We start from the raw sequence: 17,180 nt of genomic DNA, 5'->3' as shown, positions 1-17,180 counted from the left end.
AGAGTCAGGCTAGGGAAACAACCCTGCCTGACTTTTATTTTATATCATTTATTCTTCAGATAATCAATTATCAAAAGACGGATATCACTTTTTAAATTTTTCGGATTATTTTCTTCCGGATAAACTTTTATCATACCGGGATTATTTTCTGTAAGAAATTCCAGATTGGCTTCATTTCCGGTCAATAAGAAGTCTGTTATTACAATTTTGTAATTATTTTGGGGATCAATTGGCAAACCTTTAACCGTCCAGGTATTATTGGTTTCATAATTTATATTGCCATATTGAAGAAATCCGCCAATTCCCCGGTTTTTTAAACCAGTATCCAAAATTTGCTGAAGTAAATTTCCTTTCATCTCTGTGAGATGTACTCCTCCGCCGAAAGGCAAAGTTCTGATTATATCATATTGGGTAACCGGTGCCTGCAATACATCATCTACCCGAATAGATCCTGAATTAAAAATAGAACCATCCGCCTCGGGGTAAGCATACAGCATGGAGCTGGTAACCAGTCGCGTAAGATTAGTTGATTGTGTTCTAATTTCAGTTTCACGGCCGTCCAGAGGTTCCGAATTTGCGAGCACGATTGCCTTAGAATCAAAACCCTGAGCTCCGAAGCTGCCATCTGCAATTTCTATCCACTTGTCAACAACTTTATTAACCGTACTATCTATTAAAACACTTTGATCCAGATTTTTTAAAACCGGATTTACGGTAACCAACTTTGTATTTTTATCAATACTCATATTAATTACATATGCTGATTTTGCATTTGCATGAGCTTTTGTGATGTATACATTCCCCTCTTTCTGAAAACGCATATCATGTTCATGACCGCCTGCAATAACCTGTAAGCCGGGAATCTGACGGGCAAGTTCAACATCATCTTCCATCAGCTGGTGAGTTAAGGCAACAACTGCATCAACCGAATCTTTAATTTGATTATAAACTTTTTTAGCAGTTATTAACGGATCAGTATAACTTACAAAAGAGGCTTTATTAAAAGGCAAAGTAATTCCTATAAATCCGATTTTGGCTGTGGTACCATCGGTATCTCTTACAGATAAAATATAGGATTCTGGAAATTTTTCAGAAGTGATACTGGTACGTTTCTCAAAAGGCTGAACTGTACTATTTTTAACTTGAAAAGTATTTGAAGAAACCCATTTAAAAGTGGATTCATTTATACGATCCTGCAATTCATCTTCTTTAATATCAAATTCATGGTTGCCGAAAACAGCCAGATCTACACCAGCAATATTCATAGCTTCAACCATTTGCCGTCCGCGGATTGATTTGCCTTCGTATTTTAAACTATTGTAAACCGATGGACTGAGAAAATCTCCTGCCATGAGCATATAAGTGTTGGGATTAGTTTGCTTCAATTCCTTTTTCAATTGTCCTACACGTGCCATTCCTCCTATGGAACCATTAGCTAGCGGAGCAATTTCATACACATCATTAATCTGAATAAAAACCACGTTAATTTTTCCGTCGTCCTTAATCAAAGGCAATTTTCTGGTTCCGCATGCGCTTGCAAGCAAAAATACAGGCAGCAAAAGTTTTGTTAAAATTTGAAATTTCATATCCGAAGGTAAAAATAGTTATAATCAGTGTACTGAAAAATAGCATTTCACAAGGGATGATTAAGGAAGAATCATAAACAGTTTTTATAATTAAAAAATCTAAGCGAAGCTACAATGAAATGTAATCTAAAAAGATTTTGATAGATGCTCTAGTATTAAGGGAGAATTGCAATCAAGAAACAACTGTTTCAGAAATAATCAAAACTGAAAAATCAGGCATAAAAAAAACCATCAGAAAAATATTCCTGATGGTTTTTTTATCTTTTTAAAAGCTTAAACGTTGCTTGTTCTGGCTTTCAGATTATCAATTACAGTTTTTGCCTGCTCGGTAACCTGGTTAATGCTATCAGAAGCTTTTTCTTTAAAAGTATTACTTAACTCATTGAAAGTATCTAACAACGTATCTTTCGTTTCTCTCCCTTTTTCAGTTTTTAGCAAATACCAGGCTGCTGCACCTGCTGCTAATCCGATTAATAATATTGGTGCTAATGCTGAATTATCTCTTTTGTTGCTCATGGTGTTAAATTTTGGTTTATACTGTGTTACTGAATAAATACCCTGCCAAAAAACTCATATTCATAATTTTTTTTTAATATTTTATGATTAAAATTCATCTGGCAAATAGTTAAGAAGTATCTACTCTTCTTTAAGACCAGTCTTTCCATTTTCCAAATCTTCCTGAGAAGTTCCGCCGGCATTAGTTACATGGTTTGCTGCTTGATTTTGCTGAGATCCGTTGCTGAGATTTTGATCTCTGAATCCATCAGCACTTCCGGAACCATGCATATTAGAACTTTTCTGTCCATAATTACCTGTCCAGTGATTTTTCTGATTTTCTCCAACACCTTCTTCATTAACCGGTTTTTCAGAATCATCAGTTGATTTACCATCACTACTAAAAGCAGGTTCAGAATCTTCTTCTTTGCCAGATTGGCGGCCAATGTTTCCATTATTATTCTGAGATTGTGATTCATGAGAATCCTGATTATTCACATTTTCCTCTTTATTTTCCTCTGGTATCATAATTATCTTTTTTAATTAACCGATAATTACTTAACAAGTCTGTATCCCCTTTGTTCTGATAAAGGTATTTATACAGGAATCGGAAAGAGTAGAATTAGAATAAGTAGAAATAAACCGGGAAAAAATAAATTTAAAAGGGAGGCTAATTAAATGAGCGGAACAACAAAAAATCATCTGTATCTTCAAGCTCGTCTTCATTAATATAATACCATAATGCTAAGCCCGAAAAGAATCCCGCCACCCCCATGTGCATATATGTTTTCATAATAAAAAGGTTTACCTAAACTTACAAAAACAGAATGATAAACAATCAAAAAAAATTAATAAAATAATGCATTAATACTTAATTAGAAGGCATGGGTCCCCTTTTATAAATAATTAAACCATTTAGAAAATTCCTTAATAACTGATCGCCGCAAGGCTTAAAATTGGGGTGATCTTCCTTACGAAAAATCGCTCCGAGTTCACTTTTTGTAATTGCAAAATTGGCGAGCTTCAGAATTTCAACAATCTCCTCATCATTTAATTTAAGCGCCACGCGGAGCTTTTTCATTATATCATTATTACTCATGGATTTGAATTTAACGGGATATTTCTATTTTGATTTTTTTATTTTTAATTTTTTCATCCTTTAACAGAGATACTAATTTCTCTATTTTATTCCTTTTAACTGCCGCGTAAGATGAATTATCCAATACTTCAATAATTCCTAATTCATCCTTATTCAAACCTCCTTTTTTCAATAAAAGCCCAACTATATCAACTTTATTGATTTTATCTTTTTTCCCTGCAGCAATATATAAGGTAACCCAATCAGACTTCTGGGGTAAGGTATCCTGCTCATTTACTTCAATAATTTCGGGATTAATTTTAAGATATGCAGGCTGCTCATCAGGACTTAAAATTAAATAAGAAGTTCCTGAAGAATGCATCCGGGCGGTACGTCCATTACGATGCAAAAATGCCATTTCATTATGAGGCATCTGGTAATGAATTATATTTTCAATTTCAGGAATATCCAGGCCACGGGAAGCCAAATCGGTTGTGATCAGCAAGTGAAAACTGCCGTTTCGAAATTTCAACAGCGCTCTTTCACGATCCTCCTGCTCCATGCCGCCATGAAAAATATCGTGTCTTAATCCTTTTTCAAATAAAAGATCGCTGATGCGTTCTACAGCATCCCGATGATTGCAAAAAATCAATGTTGGTTTATTTCCAATCTGACAGATTAAGGAAAATAATGTGTCCAGTTTATCTGCCGCCGGAGAGATTACCGCTTTGATTTTCAGATCAGGAGAACTTCTGGCATCCTTTAAAAAATCTATTTCTACCGGATTTTTAACACCGGTAAAAGTAGGAATTTCATCCATTCTGGTTGCCGAGGTGAGCACCCGCTTTTTTAATCCGCTTAATTGACGGATAATGTATGACATATCATTTTCAAACCCAAACTCAAGTGATTTATCAAATTCATCTAAAATAAGAGTATGTATGGAAGAAGGATCAAAATTTTCATTTCTGAGATGATAAGCCAGACGACCCGGCGTACCTATAAGGACTGCCGGAGGATGATTAAAATTATTCTTTTCGATTTTTGTAGAATGACCTCCATAGCAGCAATTCACTTTAAAACCTGTTTGCATAGATTTAAAAACCTGCTCTATTTGCAAAGCCAGCTCCCGCGAAGGAACCAATACCAGAACCTGCACCATAGAACTATCTGCATTAAGCATTTTTAAAACTGGAAGGAGAAAGCCTATTGTTTTACCAGAACCTGTTGGTGAGAGCAAAATAACATCCCGGTTTGATTCTACGTTCTGGGATGCGATTTGCATTTCATTTAAAGATTCGATGTTCAAATTTTCTAATACTTTTTTAGTCATCAGGCTGCTTAATTTAGAGTGCAAAGGTAATGGAATATTAACCGGAATAATAAAGTACTGCGAAACCCCAAATTGGGGTAAATTTATTTTTATTTAATCAAATCGGACTTTATTCATCTGATACCTTTTACGTAATTTAGCCGATAGAAAAACAACAGTCAAACTTTAAAATCCCCTCCATAAATGTTTAAAATTTCTATTCCCGGTTTACTACTGGTTGCTGCGCTATGTAATTCATCATGCCAGTCAACAACAGATGCGAAAACAAGTGCAACTACTAACGCGAAAGACACTTCCAGTAATTTAAAAACAGAAACAGAACTGATCCAGTCTCCTACTGATAAAATTGCTTCTGCAGCTACTATTTTAGCACGCCCGCAGGTACCCATTTTATGTTATCATCAGATTAGAGATTGGAAGGCTAAAGATTCAAAAGCCGCAAAAGATTATATTGTGCCTATTGATCAATTTAAAGCACATTTAAAAATGCTCGCCGACAGCGGCTATCATACAATCTTACCAGATCAGCTTTACAATTATTTAAACAACGGTGCAAAGTTACCCAGCAAACCCATCATGCTTACGTTTGATGATACAGACCTGGATCAATTTACTGTTGCAGCTCCGGAGATGAAAAAATACGGGTTTAAGGGAGTATTTTTTATCATGACAGTTTCATTAGGCCGACCAAATTATATGTCAAAAGCTCAGGTAAAAGAACTATCAGATGATGGGCATGTTATAGGCTCCCATACCTGGGATCATCACAACGTAAAAAAATATCAGGGCGAAGATTGGGTAACACAAATTGAAAAACCTACTAAAACTTTAAAAGAAATTACCGGAAAAGATATAAAATATTTCGCCTATCCATTCGGTTTATGGAACCCGCAAGCTATTCCTGAATTAAAAAAGAGAGGTTTTATCGGCGCCTTTATACTTGCAGAGAAACGGGATGAAAACGATCCGTTATTTACAATCCGTAGAATAATTGCAAGTGGTTACTGGAGTCCGAAAACTTTACATACAAGTATTATCCGGAGCTTTTAAAACTTAGATTTAAATGAGTAATGGTATCAATATTTCTCAATTTTATGCGTTAAATTAATTAAAACCATATTTTATGAAAAAGATAGTAGTATTAACTTTGATTGCAGGCTTGTTTACAGGCATGAGCGCATCATCACAGCAAGATAAAAGTAAAAGACCAAGTCCTCCTGCTAAAGTTTCAGAGACCATTGCCTCTGGCGCAACAATTACGATTAATTACAGTCAGCCTTCTTTAAAAGGGAGAAAAATAGGGACCGATATTGCCCCTTACGGAGTAGTATGGCGTACAGGTGCAAATGAAGCTACTGTATTTGAAACTTCTAAAGATTTGAAGATTGAGGGGAAAACGTTGCCTGCAGGTAAATACAGTTTGTACTCAATCCCCGGCACTGACAAATGGACTTTTATCTTTAATAAAATCTGGGATCAGTGGGGAACTTTATATGAAGAAAACCAGGATGCTTTACGCGTTGATGTGAAGCCCTTAAAATCTGCGGCGAACATGGAAAAAATGACCTTTAAAATTGCTAAAGAAGGAAAAATTTCATTAATGTGGGCTGATGTTCAAGCCGATTTGAATGTAAAGTAATAATTAAATAATTTATAATTTAAAGCTTAGGCTGCATTAGCAGCTTGAGCTTTTTTTATTATATTTTGTTTAATTGATAGATATATTGCTATTTTTCCTAAAAAAAGGAATATGGTGAAAATTTACCCTCAGTTAATTTCTCTGTTTGCATTGATTGCTTTCTGCACTTATTCATGCACTCATAAAGCTAAAGACCCGGGCAAATCCTCCATAAATTTTATAGTTGTTGACGAAAAACCAGATTCAATTAATCCGGCAGGAATTGAAGAACTAAAATTCAACTCTTCCGGCTCCACTATTTACGGCTTTGAATATAAGGCCAATGGTGCAGGGCCCCATCCTACTGTAATTTTATTGCACGGGTTGCCCGGCAATGAACGAAATTTAGATCTGGCCCAGAATTTAAGAAGGGCAGGTTATAATGTTGTTTTCTTTAATTACAGAGGTTCCTGGGGGAGTGAGGGGATTTATAGCTTTTCAAACAGTCTGGCCGATATTGGTTCTGTTATAGACCATCTTACAGATCCGAAGAATCAAGAGCTTTTAAGAATAGATGTCAACCGGATTGCCCTTATTGGCCATAGTCAGGGTGCTGGTTTAGCTTTGATTGAAGGAATCAACGATCCCCGCGTCAAAGCCATTGCCGGCATTTCGGTTTTTAATCCATACACAATTTTTAAAGGCAATGAGACGAAAGGAAATTTAACAAGCCTTAAAGAATATATTTCTTCATTAGGCGTATTAAACTGTGATCCTAACACATATTTAAAAGAACTTTTATCTAATGTAATCAGTTATAATATTGAGGAGCTTGTTAAAAAAACAAAAAAGCCGATTCTAATTATTGATGAGCATAAAAACAATATGTATCTGAACAAGTACAAGGATAAAGAAACTTTAAAATATCAAATCTGGAGTACCGATCATGCATTTACTAATAAACGAATTGCTTTAAGTGTAGAATTAAATAACTGGCTTCTTAAAAATCTATCCCGCTAAATTTTACGATCTCCCTCTTACAACAAATGATTATCCCCGAACAAAAACAAACCCGTTTAAATAAATTCATAAGTGAAACCGGCTTCTGCTCCCGCAGAGAAGCTGACAAATTAATTGAGCAGGGCCGTGTTCTTTTAAATGGAATAATCCCCGAAATGGGCACTAAAGTGAATGATGGAGATGTGGTGCATATTGATGGCAAACCTTTAAAAGCTAAAAAAGAGCCCATTTACATCGCATTTAATAAACCCATTGGTATAACCTGCACCACCGAAAGGGACATAAAAGGAAATATCATTGATTATATAAGCCATAAAGAACGGATTTTTCCTATCGGCCGGTTAGATAAGCAGTCAGAAGGATTGATTTTTTTAACCAGCGACGGAGATATTGTAAACAAGATTTTAAGAGCCGGAAATAATCACGAAAAGGAATATATTGTTACTGTAGACCGGATTATTACCCGTGATTTTATAAAAAAGATGGCCAATGGGGTTGCTATTTTAAACACGGTAACTCAGAAATGCAAGGTTTATCAGGAAAATAAACAAAGGTTTCGTATCATTTTAACTCAGGGACTTAACAGACAGATTCGCCGAATGTGCGAAGTATTGGGCTATCATGTTCTTAAGTTGAAACGTATCCGCATTATGAATGTAAATGTAGCCGGTTTGAGTGCCGGTAAATGGAGATATTTAAGTACAGAGGAAATTACAAATATCAATCAGATGATTTCAACATCTGTAAAAACTGAAGAAGCATCCGTTTTAAACCAATCCGAATAATTTTCCACAAATGATTTAAACAATTCCATTAAAAATGCTGTAGTTATAACAAAACAGACTATGGAAAATCAACAGGATTCGAATTTAAAACATGAGGGCAATATTCAAATGCTTGCCGATAAAATCAAAGATGTAAAGTTGTGTATGCTGGCAACAATTAATGAAGAAGGCAAAATTCATAGCCGTCCGATGTACACCCAGCCAATTAAAGAAGATGGATTAATTTGGTTTTTTATAGATATCAAATCACATAAAGTAGATGAGATTCGTAAAAACCCTATTGTGAATTTAAATTACAGTGATCCCGGAAAAGATTTATTTATTTCGGCCAGTGGCGTTGCTTCTGTAAATCAGGATAAGGCTAAAATAGACGAATTATGGAATCCATTTTTAAAAGCCTGGTTTCCCGAAGGAAAAGATGATCCCTCTGTAGCTTTGTTAAAGGTTGATTTAGACCAGGCAGAAATCTGGGATACGCCCGACACTAAAATTTCTCAACTGATTGGCTTTGTTAAAGCAACAATAACCGGTACAGAATATCATCCGGGAGAAAATGTAAAGATAAATTTGAAATAAAAAAATCAAGCCGGCTAACAGCCGGTTTTTTTATTTACAGAATATCAAGAACAGTAAATTTTTTACCATTGAAATCAAATGTGTCGCCCAAACCAGATTTGATTAGAATCGCTCCTATCGGAGATGACGTCGATACTGCAAAGTAATCTGTACCGTCTATCACCAGGTGGCCTGCACTTATAGAGATATAAAAATTACCATGGTTTGTAATGACCAGGCTTCCGTTACGAATAAAACCTGCAGAATGTTCAGGATTTATAGATTGTAGAATCTGCTGAAGCTTACGTGCTTCATGCAATTGCAGCGTATTTCTGTTAATCTCCTGCTGCATCATTTCTCTGCCCGTTTCATACTTATCTCCCGCACTGCTTTTGGTATCATCATTAGCAGATTCTCTTGCAGCTTCAATCGCATTCTCTGCGGTTTTAATCCGTTCGTTGATATATGTATTGCAAAGTTCGTAAAGCTGTAGTTTTATCAGATTCATAGTACAAAGAAGCAAATTAAAAAAGAGGATTACTAAAATGATATTTATGCTTATAAACAAAGGGATTTTATATTTTCGCCGCGGATGCTAAGCGAATTTTATATTTTTCTGGAACAGGGCTTTTTTCATATTCTGGATCTTCAGGGATATGATCATATTTTATTTCTATTGGCTATATGCGCCATATATTCATTAAATGACTGGAAGACAATACTTTGGATTATTACATCTTTTACAATTGCTCATTCTTTAACGCTTGCGCTCAGTGTTTTAAATTTTATATTCGTCAGCCCTGAATTAGTTGAATTTCTGATAGCATTTACCATTTTTTTTACTTGCCTGGAAAATTTATTTTTCAGGAAGCTGCATCCCTACCGCATGGGATTTTCGTTTGTTTTTGGTCTGATCCACGGCATGGGTTTTTCCAGATTGCTTAAAGACCTTTTTATGGGAATGGAATTTAATGTACTGAATACCCTGCTGCCATTTAATCTGGGATTAGAAGCCGGACAATTTATAATTATCTTATTTATTATGAGCTTTTTAATGATACTGAGAACGTTTCTAAAAGTAAATAAGCAAACAATCAATTATCTAATCTCAATTCCTGTATTGGCTCAGGCCACTTTCTGGATGCTGCAGCGATGGCCTTTTTAAAGCCCTAACTGGCTATATTCAGATTTTATAAACCGGCCGCCATGCCATACTATCAAATTCTGATAAGTTACCTTATTGTCAAAACCTCAAATTGCTTTCATATGTACTTGAGAATCCGTACTTTTGCACCTCATTTTACAAAGCATGATTACAGTATCCAATTTATCTCTGCGTTACGGAAAACGCACTCTTTTTGAAGACGTTAACTTAAAATTTACGCAGGGCAATTGTTATGGAGTTATTGGTGCTAACGGCGCTGGTAAGTCTACATTTTTAAAAATATTATCCAAAGAAATAGATCCATCTACTGGTTCGGTAGCTTTTACACCGGGCGAACGTATGGCTGTATTAACACAGAATCACTACGCTTTCGATGAATTCCCTGTAATCGAAACTGTATTAATCGGGCATAAAGAATTATTCAGCATCATGAAAGAAAAAGATGCTTTATACGCCAAGGAAGATTTTACAGAGAAAGATGGTGAGCGTGCCGGTGAACTGGAAAATTTGTTTGCTGAAATGGACGGCTGGAATGCAGAAAATAACGCTGCCACCATGCTTAGTAACCTTGGAATAAAAGAAGAATCCCACTATAAATTATTAAAAGAGCTGGATGGTAACCAAAAGGTAAGGGTTTTATTAGCCCAGGCTTTATTTGGAAAACCTGACATTCTGCTGTTGGATGAGCCAACCAACGACCTGGATATTCAGACTATTGCCTGGCTGGAAGATTTCCTGGCAAGTTATGAAGGAATAATTCTGGTTGTATCTCACGACAGACACTTTCTGGATACTGTTTGTACCCATGTGGTAGATATTGATTTTAGTAGAATGACCATATACTCTGGTAACTATTCTTTCTGGTATGAATCCAGCCAGCTAGCATCCAGACAAAAATCAGATCAAAATAAAAAATTAGAAGACCGGGTTAAAGAACTTCAGGAATTTATTCGCCGGTTCTCAGCCAATGCTTCTAAATCCAAGCAGGCTACCAGTCGTAAAAAAGCATTGGATAAAATCAATATTGAAGACATTAAACCTTCTAACCGGAAATATCCCGCTATTATTTTTAATCACCAGGGACGCGAAGCCGGCGATCAGATTTTGCAGATTGAAAATCTGAAAAAGGAATTGAACGGAGAGGTTTTGTTTTCGGGCATTAACCTGATGGTTAATAAAGGAGATAAAATTGCTATTCTTTCTGAAAACAGCTTAGCAACCACAGCCTTTTATGATATCCTTACCGGTAGAGATACTGATTATTCCGGGTCTTTCAAATTTGGTGTAACTATTAATATTGCAGATATTCCAAATGATAATTCGGGATATTTTAACGGAAAAGACATGAACCTGATTGATTGGTTACGTGACTATTCTGAAGGCGATAAGGATGAGCAGTTTGTTCGCAGCTTTTTAGGTCGTATGTTATTTTCAGGTGAAGAAGTACTAAAGCAATCATCTGTTTTGTCGGGAGGTGAAAAAATGCGTTGTATGTTTTCGCGAATGATGCTTCAGCAGGCCAATATGCTTTTGTTTGATGAGCCTACCAATCACCTTGATCTGGAATCAATTACCGCTCTGAACAACGGAATGAAAGATTTTAAAGGCGTAATCTTGTTTACCTCCCGTGACCATGAGCTTACTGAAACAGTTGCCAACCGTATTATTGAACTAACACCCGGCGGAATTATTGATAAGCTGATGACTTATGATGAGTATATAAACAGTGATGTAGTAAAGCAGCAAAGAGAAGAACTATATGCTCTTGCATAAGAGACGCAAATAATTTTATAAAAGCCATCTTATTGAAGATGGCTTTTTTTTTAGGACGACTCGGATAAAAGCTGAGATTACAATCCCAGAAGCTAACTTTTCCAAAATCTCATTTTTTTTTGACAACCTCATCCGGACTAGATTTTAAGGTTTCAGAATATTTACCCTTGTTAACAAAAAAATCCTTTAACTCTTTAAAACGTTAACCTTACTCATTCAACCATGGCCAGTTTATAAACCTTACCGCTGTTACCCGAAGGACCCAGCTGGGTAGATCCAACTATATATATCTCTCCCTTCAAATCCTGACCAAATCCTTTTAGAAACAATCCTAAATTATTACTGAAATCTTTAAGGACTATTTCTTCATATGACCAAAGGCCTGAAGATGCAGATTCTGAAACAAAAATCTTTCCGTTTGGGGTAGTAAATCCTGAAGAAAATATCCCGAAAATATACTTTCCCTGAAATTGCGGAATGGTTTTTCCCCGATATACGTTCCCTCCTACAATTGTTGTCGCTATTCCCCCATTAGGATTTGCCACATTATTTACTTCTATTATGGGATCTATTAATTTCCGACCGTCGGGATCTGTATCCGGACACGTAGGTCTTACTACTGAATTATTATCGGTATTAAAACAATGCGTACCTTCTTTAACGTTCCAGCCATAATTTCCTCCCTTGCTAACTATGTCAATTTCTTCATATAAGCCTTGTCCGGCATCACCTGCATAAAGCTGATGCTTGCCTCCTAAATCGAAAGAAAACCGGTAGGGATTTCTAAAACCAAAGGCCCAAATCTCATCCAATCCAGGTTTACCCACAAAAGGATTACTTTTTGGGATTAGATATCCTGTAGCACAGTTGACGTCTATCCGCAGAATATTGCCCTGGAGATTAGCCAGAATATCCTGTCCGTTTCCTCCGGCATTCACTTCATACCAATCAGGTACATGTCCGGCTCCCACATCATCCGCATTGCCGCCGTCTCCAACAGATATGTACAGATATCCATCAGCACAAAAAGCAATCGTACCTCCATTATGATTTCCTTGCGGATGATCAATTTCCATTACCACCCGTTCAGATGCCATATCTGCTTTATTGGGATTTCCAGATAGAACTTTAAATTCGGAAATTCTGTTTAAATGATTCCAGTTTACCCCCGGTGCAGGTCCACCAGCTCGGGGAGAAGTTGTATAAAACAAATAGAATTTCCCATTATTCTTATATTCAGGATGGAAAGCAATGCTTAACAATCCCCTTTCATCATATTGGGGAGAAAGAGAAATTAGCTTAGAACTCACATCCGCAAAAGGCTCGGCCAGCTTTTGTCCATCTGCACCTATAATCCATACCTTACCAACCTGATCAAGTATAAATAATCGATTACTTGAGTCGGGCGCTTGTACCGCAGATAATGGTGAAACTAAATTATCTGCTATCAACTCCAGACCGATGGATGCCGTATTAGTCAATGGCCCGTCTGAGGGAATGCCAGAAAACTTTTCACATCCTGTGATGAACATTACAGCGATTAAAAATGCAAAAGCATACCTTATGCTTTTGGATTTCCTGTCAGAGACCACGTCATTGATCAGGAGTTCTGGTGTTTTGGCTTTCGTTTTCATAGGATATTATTTAAATAATTAATATGTTGAACTACAGATGTTAATCTAATCAGCTAACTATTAAATAATCTTCAACAAAAATTGAAACAGGGTAAAGGATACAACGAGGGGCTCTCAGACTACGACGGATTTTCAAAAAATAACCCGCAATTAATACTTGCAGATTTACGTATGTGGATAATTGTTATAATAATTACGAACATTTAATGTAATGGTTGCCATTAAATATTTTTTTATAATCAGACGTTCGTTTTCACACGCAAGCTATTTGTATTGCCTTCAGTTGGGTTTGTATCTATTGCTATAAACAAAAAGCGCCGGACAAAATATTGACCGGCGCTTTTTTAAAAAATGTAATGAAACTTAGTGAGCAGCATGGCCATCAGCTCCGTGAGCATGACCATGAGCTAATTCATCTTCGGTAGCTTCTCTAACACTAAGAATAAGACCTTTAAAATGAAGATCTTGTCCAGCCATAGGGTGATTTAAATCTACGGTTACAACAGTTTCAGAAACTTCGGTAACGCGGGCACTAAACTGATTGCCATTATTATCCTGTAAAGGTAAAATAGAATCAACCTGAGGTTTTTCCATATCACCAAACATATCTATTGGTAAATCAGTAACCGCATTTTCATCCTTATCGCCATAGGCATCAGCGGCAATCAGATGAAAATCATAACTGTCACCTGCAGCCAGACCTGTTAAATTCTCTTCAAATTTGGGTAGCATCATACTTACACCATATAAAAACACCAATGGATTTTCTTCATTTGCCTGTTCTACAAATTCTTCTTCACCATTCGTTTTAGTGTAAAGATCATAAGTTAGCGCAACAACGCTATTGGGTTGAATATTCATATTGATAATTTGTTGTTTAAAGCAGGATTTATATTAAAATCCGGTAACGCTTAACTGTGGTTAAAAATTTGTTTAATTGCTTCTTCAGTAGTATTAACGGGTAATTTGCATGTTCTGTTTTCACAAACAAAAATCTTGGTTTCTTTTACCCATTTATCCTGGAGCAAAGGTAAACTTCCTGATTTACCGCCCAAAACAATTTTATTGGGAATATAATGTTTTTCTAATTCTGCTCTTCTTAATTCTGCATGGCTGCCGGTTATTGCAATTTCAAATACACCAAAAACTTCATTTAATAATAAGGATGCCCAGTTTGAATATCCCGATGGATACGTTTTTATATGGGGTTTAACATTTCTGAGCATTTGAATGGCCTTGCTGTAATATGTTTCGTTATCGTAAAAGCGAGCTAATTTTATAAGATTATGTGCCATTACCGAATTAGAAGCAGGAATTACATTATCCATTATTTCTTGCTTGCGGGCTATTAACTGTTCTCCACGAGCAGAAGTATAAAAGAACATCCCGCTTTCTTCATCAAAATAATTCTGAATGCTGTAATCCAGATATGATTTGGCATGTTCGAGCCATTTTTCATCAAAGGTGACTTCATATAATCCGATTAAAGCTTCAATTACAAATGCATAATCATCCAAAAAAGCATTTTCTCTAGTGGGATTAACTTTGTTTTTTCGGGGGTCAAAAACCCGTTTCAGCTGCTGATTGTCAGATAAATTCTGAATAATAAAATCTGCATTCCGCAGAGCGAGATCTAAAAAATCTGCAGTATTAAAAACTCTGAAAGCATCTGTTAAAGCCTTCAGCATCATCCCGTTCCATGCAGCCAGGATCTTATTATCTAAACCCGGCCGAATTCTTTTGGAGCGTGCCTTAAAAACTTTTTCCCGGGAAACAGCAATTTTTTCCTTCAATTCCTCCACCGGTATGCCTAATTTCTCTGCAAGCTCCGTGTCCTCCGATTTGCGAAGTAAGATATTTGTATTTTCCTCTTCCCAGTTTCCATCTTCAGTAACATGATAGTAAATACAAAATAATTCAGATTCGTCCTCCAGAATAAGATCAAGTTCATCTTTTGTAAACGTGTAAAACTTACCTTCAACCCCTTCACTATCGGCATCTAAAGCGGAATAAAATCCGCCTTCGGTGGAAGTTAACTCTCTCTTTACAAACTCAATCGTTTCATCAACTACATTTTTAAAAAGTTCATGCGGAGAATATTGAAATGCTTCGGAATACAAAGAAATTAGCTGAGCATTATCATACAGCATTTTTTCAAAATGCGGAACATGCCATTTTTCATCAACCGAATATCTGGCAAAGCCACCGCCTAACTGATCATAAATTCCACCGAAAGCCATTTTCTGAAGCGTTAACCGGCTGATTACATGAGCTGCATCATCATTCATCAAATGAGCATACCTGATTAAAAACTGCCAGTTATTGGGAAGCGGGAATTTGGGAGCACGGTTATAACCACCTTCAGATATATCAAAAGATCTTTTTAGAGGTTCCATAATTTCTTCAAGATCTTTTTTAGAAAACTCCGTTAGATCTTTTACTAAAATCAGCTTCTCACTTTGCCTAACCCCTTCAGTTAATCTTTCTGCATAAGTAATTGCCTCTTCCGGTTTTTCATTCCAGAAGTTAGCTAGGTTTAACAGCAAGCTGCTCCAGTCCGGCTTTTTAAAATAAGTACCGCCGTATATTGGTCTTTGATCCGGCAAACAAAAACAGTTTAAGGGCCAGCCTCCTCTTTCGGTCATCAATTGAACCGCATTCATGTAAATCTGGTCAATATCCGGACGCTCTTCCCTATCAATCTTAATGCATACAAAATGACGGTTCATAATTTCAGCAACCTGGCCATCTTCAAAACTTTCATGTTCCATCACATGGCACCAATGACAGGCAGAATAGCCAATGCTGACGAGGATCAACTTATTTTCAGCTTTAGCTTTCTCCAAAGCCTCATCGCCCCAGGGAAACCATTCTACCGGATTATTTGAATGCTGCAATAAATAGGGAGAAGTTTCATGTATCAGTCTGTTTGCCATAATCAAAGGTTTATGTAAAGTTAAAGGTTGTGAGGTCTAAAAGTTTTTTTAGATTTAAAATTTCAACGAATTGACCGTTTTATGAAGATAACGCACACCGAGATTTACAGATTTAGTATTCCGATGATTCCATTTGTAATTGCAACCGGAACCATGCACTTTGCCCAAAATGTTTTTATCAGGGTTTATACAGATGAAGGAATTTACGGAGTTGGAGAATGTTCCGCGTTTCCGATGATTGTTGGCGAAACCCAGGAAACCTGTCTGGCGATGGCACGTGATTTTGCCGCAATCTGGAAGGGAAAAGACGCATTGGATATGAAAGCACGTATGAAAGATCTGGATAATTTTACTTCTCACAATCATACTATTAAAAGTGCCTTTGATCTGGCCTTGTATGATATTGCATCTAAAGCGGAGAATAAACCGCTTTACAAATATCTTGGCGGAGAAAAAAAACCGGTTGAAACTGATATTACCATTGGAATTGGAAGTGTAAACGAAATGGTTGCAGCTGCTTTGAAATTTAAAGCAAATGGCGCCAGCTTGCTAAAGGTTAAACTTGGTAAAAATGTTCATGATGATGTGAGCAGAATTAAAGCCATCCGCAATGCGGTTGGTACAGAAATAATAATTCGGATTGATGCCAATCAGGGCTGGACTTTTGAGGAAGCGCTACAAGCTTTACAAGCAATGGAAGACGTGAATATCCAGTTTTGCGAACAACCCATGCGCACATGGCATGATGATTTATTACCCGAGCTTCGCCGCAAATCTCCTGTTAAAATTATGGCCGATGAAAGTTGTTTTAATCACCACGACGCCAGAAAACAAATCAATTCCGGCTCATGCGATTATATCAATATCAAATTCTCCAAATCGGGAGGAATTGCAGAAGCATTAAAGATTCATCAGGTTGCTACTGAGGCCGGAATCCCCTGTATGATGGGCGGAATGCTCGAAAGCCGGATTGCTTTAAGTGCTAAATTGCATTTGGTGTATGCCTGTCCAAACATTCAGTTTTATGATTTGGATACCTGCATGATCGGTCACCTTATTGATCCGGTTATTGGCGGGGTAGAATACAAGGGTTATTTTCTGGATTTGCCGGATAAGCCGGGTATTGGTGCAGATGCTGATGAAAATTTTCTGAAGGATTGCGAAAAATGGATCATATAAATTAAAATTGCTCCTGATATTAA

Annotated in this window: 18 protein-coding genes; 8 read left to right on the top strand and 10 right to left on the bottom strand. The window is 36.6% G+C overall.

From position 1 onward, the window contains the following. Window positions 1-44: 44 nt before the first annotated feature. The 6 genes from G521_RS0114725 to G521_RS0114700 all read right to left on the bottom strand — a co-directional run bounded on the left by G521_RS0114725 (window position 45) and on the right by G521_RS0114700 (window position 4,492). Window positions 45-1,586 carry a bifunctional metallophosphatase/5'-nucleotidase gene (locus tag G521_RS0114725; RefSeq protein ID WP_026899201.1) on the bottom strand — a complete coding sequence of 514 codons (1,542 nt, stop codon included), beginning with the start codon at window positions 1,584-1,586 and terminating at the stop codon, window positions 45-47. 273 nt (window positions 1,587-1,859) lie between these two features. Continuing rightward, window positions 1,860-2,102, bottom strand: coding sequence for a YtxH domain-containing protein (locus G521_RS0114720; protein WP_026899200.1), 243 nt, complete (start codon window positions 2,100-2,102; stop codon window positions 1,860-1,862). Window positions 2,103-2,222: 120 nt separating this feature from the next. Then, window positions 2,223-2,609, bottom strand: a complete 387-nt coding sequence (locus tag G521_RS0114715) for a hypothetical protein (protein WP_026899199.1) — start codon at window positions 2,607-2,609, stop codon at window positions 2,223-2,225. A gap of 142 nt (window positions 2,610-2,751) precedes the next feature. Next, the gene (locus G521_RS18445; protein WP_262496289.1) at window positions 2,752-2,874 is read right to left on the bottom strand and encodes a hypothetical protein; all 123 of its coding nucleotides are present in this window, start codon (window positions 2,872-2,874) and stop codon (window positions 2,752-2,754) included. 78 nt (window positions 2,875-2,952) lie between these two features. Next, complete coding sequence (locus G521_RS0114705) at window positions 2,953-3,162, bottom strand: DUF1456 family protein (RefSeq protein ID WP_245580881.1); 210 nt, start codon at window positions 3,160-3,162, stop codon at window positions 2,953-2,955. 28 nt (window positions 3,163-3,190) lie between these two features. Further along, on the bottom strand, window positions 3,191-4,492 hold the full coding sequence (locus G521_RS0114700; protein ID WP_026899197.1) for a DEAD/DEAH box helicase: 1,302 nt from the start codon (window positions 4,490-4,492) through the stop codon (window positions 3,191-3,193). A gap of 183 nt (window positions 4,493-4,675) precedes the next feature. Here G521_RS0114700 and G521_RS0114690 point away from each other — a divergent pair, with 183 nt between their 5' ends. The 5 genes from G521_RS0114690 (at window position 4,676) to G521_RS0114670 (ending at window position 8,491) form a co-directional block, all read left to right on the top strand. Next, window positions 4,676-5,542, top strand: a complete 867-nt coding sequence (locus G521_RS0114690) for a polysaccharide deacetylase family protein (protein WP_026899196.1) — start codon at window positions 4,676-4,678, stop codon at window positions 5,540-5,542. A gap of 73 nt (window positions 5,543-5,615) precedes the next feature. Continuing rightward, window positions 5,616-6,131: a DUF2911 domain-containing protein gene (locus tag G521_RS0114685; protein WP_026899195.1), complete on the top strand. Its 516-nt coding sequence runs from the start codon at window positions 5,616-5,618 to the stop codon at window positions 6,129-6,131. Window positions 6,132-6,242: 111 nt separating this feature from the next. Next, window positions 6,243-7,130, top strand: a complete 888-nt coding sequence (locus G521_RS17900) for an alpha/beta hydrolase family protein (protein WP_051189783.1) — start codon at window positions 6,243-6,245, stop codon at window positions 7,128-7,130. 26 nt (window positions 7,131-7,156) lie between these two features. Further along, complete coding sequence (rluF, locus tag G521_RS17420; RefSeq protein ID WP_081675093.1) at window positions 7,157-7,915, top strand: 23S rRNA pseudouridine(2604) synthase RluF; 759 nt, start codon at window positions 7,157-7,159, stop codon at window positions 7,913-7,915. A 60-nt stretch (window positions 7,916-7,975) separates the two neighbouring features. After that, the gene (locus G521_RS0114670; protein WP_026899194.1) at window positions 7,976-8,491 is read left to right on the top strand and encodes a pyridoxamine 5'-phosphate oxidase family protein; all 516 of its coding nucleotides are present in this window, start codon (window positions 7,976-7,978) and stop codon (window positions 8,489-8,491) included. Window positions 8,492-8,525: 34 nt separating this feature from the next. Here G521_RS0114670 and G521_RS0114665 read toward each other — a convergent pair whose 3' ends face one another. Further along, a complete protein-coding gene (locus G521_RS0114665; RefSeq protein ID WP_026899193.1) occupies window positions 8,526-8,978 on the bottom strand; it encodes a hypothetical protein in 453 nt (150 codons plus the stop codon). A gap of 84 nt (window positions 8,979-9,062) precedes the next feature. Between G521_RS0114665 and G521_RS0114660 the strand changes: the two genes are divergently transcribed. Both G521_RS0114660 and G521_RS0114655 read left to right on the top strand, forming a co-directional pair. Next, window positions 9,063-9,635, top strand: coding sequence for a HupE/UreJ family protein (locus G521_RS0114660; RefSeq protein ID WP_036679456.1), 573 nt, complete (start codon window positions 9,063-9,065; stop codon window positions 9,633-9,635). Between the two features lie 144 nt (window positions 9,636-9,779). Then, window positions 9,780-11,408 carry an ABC-F family ATP-binding cassette domain-containing protein gene (locus tag G521_RS0114655; RefSeq protein ID WP_026899191.1) on the top strand — a complete coding sequence of 543 codons (1,629 nt, stop codon included), beginning with the start codon at window positions 9,780-9,782 and terminating at the stop codon, window positions 11,406-11,408. 212 nt (window positions 11,409-11,620) lie between these two features. On the opposite strand, the gene G521_RS17415 is transcribed toward G521_RS0114655, so the two are convergent. The 3 genes from G521_RS17415 to G521_RS0114640 all read right to left on the bottom strand — a co-directional run bounded on the left by G521_RS17415 (window position 11,621) and on the right by G521_RS0114640 (window position 15,978). Beyond that, window positions 11,621-13,042, bottom strand: a complete 1,422-nt coding sequence (locus G521_RS17415; protein ID WP_051189782.1) for a PQQ-dependent sugar dehydrogenase — start codon at window positions 13,040-13,042, stop codon at window positions 11,621-11,623. Window positions 13,043-13,405: 363 nt separating this feature from the next. Then, window positions 13,406-13,903: an FKBP-type peptidyl-prolyl cis-trans isomerase gene (locus G521_RS0114645; RefSeq protein ID WP_026899190.1), complete on the bottom strand. Its 498-nt coding sequence runs from the start codon at window positions 13,901-13,903 to the stop codon at window positions 13,406-13,408. Between the two features lie 50 nt (window positions 13,904-13,953). Further along, window positions 13,954-15,978 (bottom strand): thioredoxin domain-containing protein, encoded by a 2,025-nt coding sequence (locus tag G521_RS0114640; protein ID WP_026899189.1) that lies wholly within the window; start codon window positions 15,976-15,978, stop codon window positions 13,954-13,956. Between the two features lie 81 nt (window positions 15,979-16,059). Between G521_RS0114640 and G521_RS0114635 the strand changes: the two genes are divergently transcribed. Then, entirely contained in the window at window positions 16,060-17,157 is a 1,098-nt protein-coding gene (locus tag G521_RS0114635; protein ID WP_026899188.1) for a mandelate racemase/muconate lactonizing enzyme family protein, read from the top strand. Window positions 17,158-17,180: the final 23 nt, after the last annotated feature.

The sequence above is a fragment of the Daejeonella oryzae DSM 19973 genome, assembly GCF_000422945.1.
In the GTDB taxonomy this organism is placed as follows: domain Bacteria; phylum Bacteroidota; class Bacteroidia; order Sphingobacteriales; family Sphingobacteriaceae; genus Daejeonella; species Daejeonella oryzae.
Note: the sequence above shows the minus strand (reverse complement) of the source record. Positions and strands in the feature narration are given on the sequence as shown.

Coding starts and splice junctions, on each gene's coding strand:
- G521_RS0114725 (WP_026899201.1), bottom strand. CDS start 1,586: ATGAAATTTCAAATTTTAACAAAACTTTTGCTGCCTGTATTTTTGCTT.
- G521_RS0114720 (WP_026899200.1), bottom strand. CDS start 2,102: ATGAGCAACAAAAGAGATAATTCAGCATTAGCACCAATATTATTAATC.
- G521_RS0114715 (WP_026899199.1), bottom strand. CDS start 2,609: ATGATACCAGAGGAAAATAAAGAGGAAAATGTGAATAATCAGGATTCT.
- G521_RS18445 (WP_262496289.1), bottom strand. CDS start 2,874: ATGAAAACATATATGCACATGGGGGTGGCGGGATTCTTTTCGGGCTTA.
- G521_RS0114705 (WP_245580881.1), bottom strand. CDS start 3,162: ATGAAAAAGCTCCGCGTGGCGCTTAAATTAAATGATGAGGAGATTGTT.
- G521_RS0114700 (WP_026899197.1), bottom strand. CDS start 4,492: ATGACTAAAAAAGTATTAGAAAATTTGAACATCGAATCTTTAAATGAA.
- G521_RS0114690 (WP_026899196.1), top strand. CDS start 4,676: ATGTTTAAAATTTCTATTCCCGGTTTACTACTGGTTGCTGCGCTATGT.
- G521_RS0114685 (WP_026899195.1), top strand. CDS start 5,616: ATGAAAAAGATAGTAGTATTAACTTTGATTGCAGGCTTGTTTACAGGC.
- G521_RS17900 (WP_051189783.1), top strand. CDS start 6,243: ATGGTGAAAATTTACCCTCAGTTAATTTCTCTGTTTGCATTGATTGCT.
- rluF (WP_081675093.1), top strand. CDS start 7,157: ATGATTATCCCCGAACAAAAACAAACCCGTTTAAATAAATTCATAAGT.
- G521_RS0114670 (WP_026899194.1), top strand. CDS start 7,976: ATGGAAAATCAACAGGATTCGAATTTAAAACATGAGGGCAATATTCAA.
- G521_RS0114665 (WP_026899193.1), bottom strand. CDS start 8,978: ATGAATCTGATAAAACTACAGCTTTACGAACTTTGCAATACATATATC.
- G521_RS0114660 (WP_036679456.1), top strand. CDS start 9,063: ATGCTAAGCGAATTTTATATTTTTCTGGAACAGGGCTTTTTTCATATT.
- G521_RS0114655 (WP_026899191.1), top strand. CDS start 9,780: ATGATTACAGTATCCAATTTATCTCTGCGTTACGGAAAACGCACTCTT.
- G521_RS17415 (WP_051189782.1), bottom strand. CDS start 13,042: ATGAAAACGAAAGCCAAAACACCAGAACTCCTGATCAATGACGTGGTC.
- G521_RS0114645 (WP_026899190.1), bottom strand. CDS start 13,903: ATGAATATTCAACCCAATAGCGTTGTTGCGCTAACTTATGATCTTTAC.
- G521_RS0114640 (WP_026899189.1), bottom strand. CDS start 15,978: ATGGCAAACAGACTGATACATGAAACTTCTCCCTATTTATTGCAGCAT.
- G521_RS0114635 (WP_026899188.1), top strand. CDS start 16,060: ATGAAGATAACGCACACCGAGATTTACAGATTTAGTATTCCGATGATT.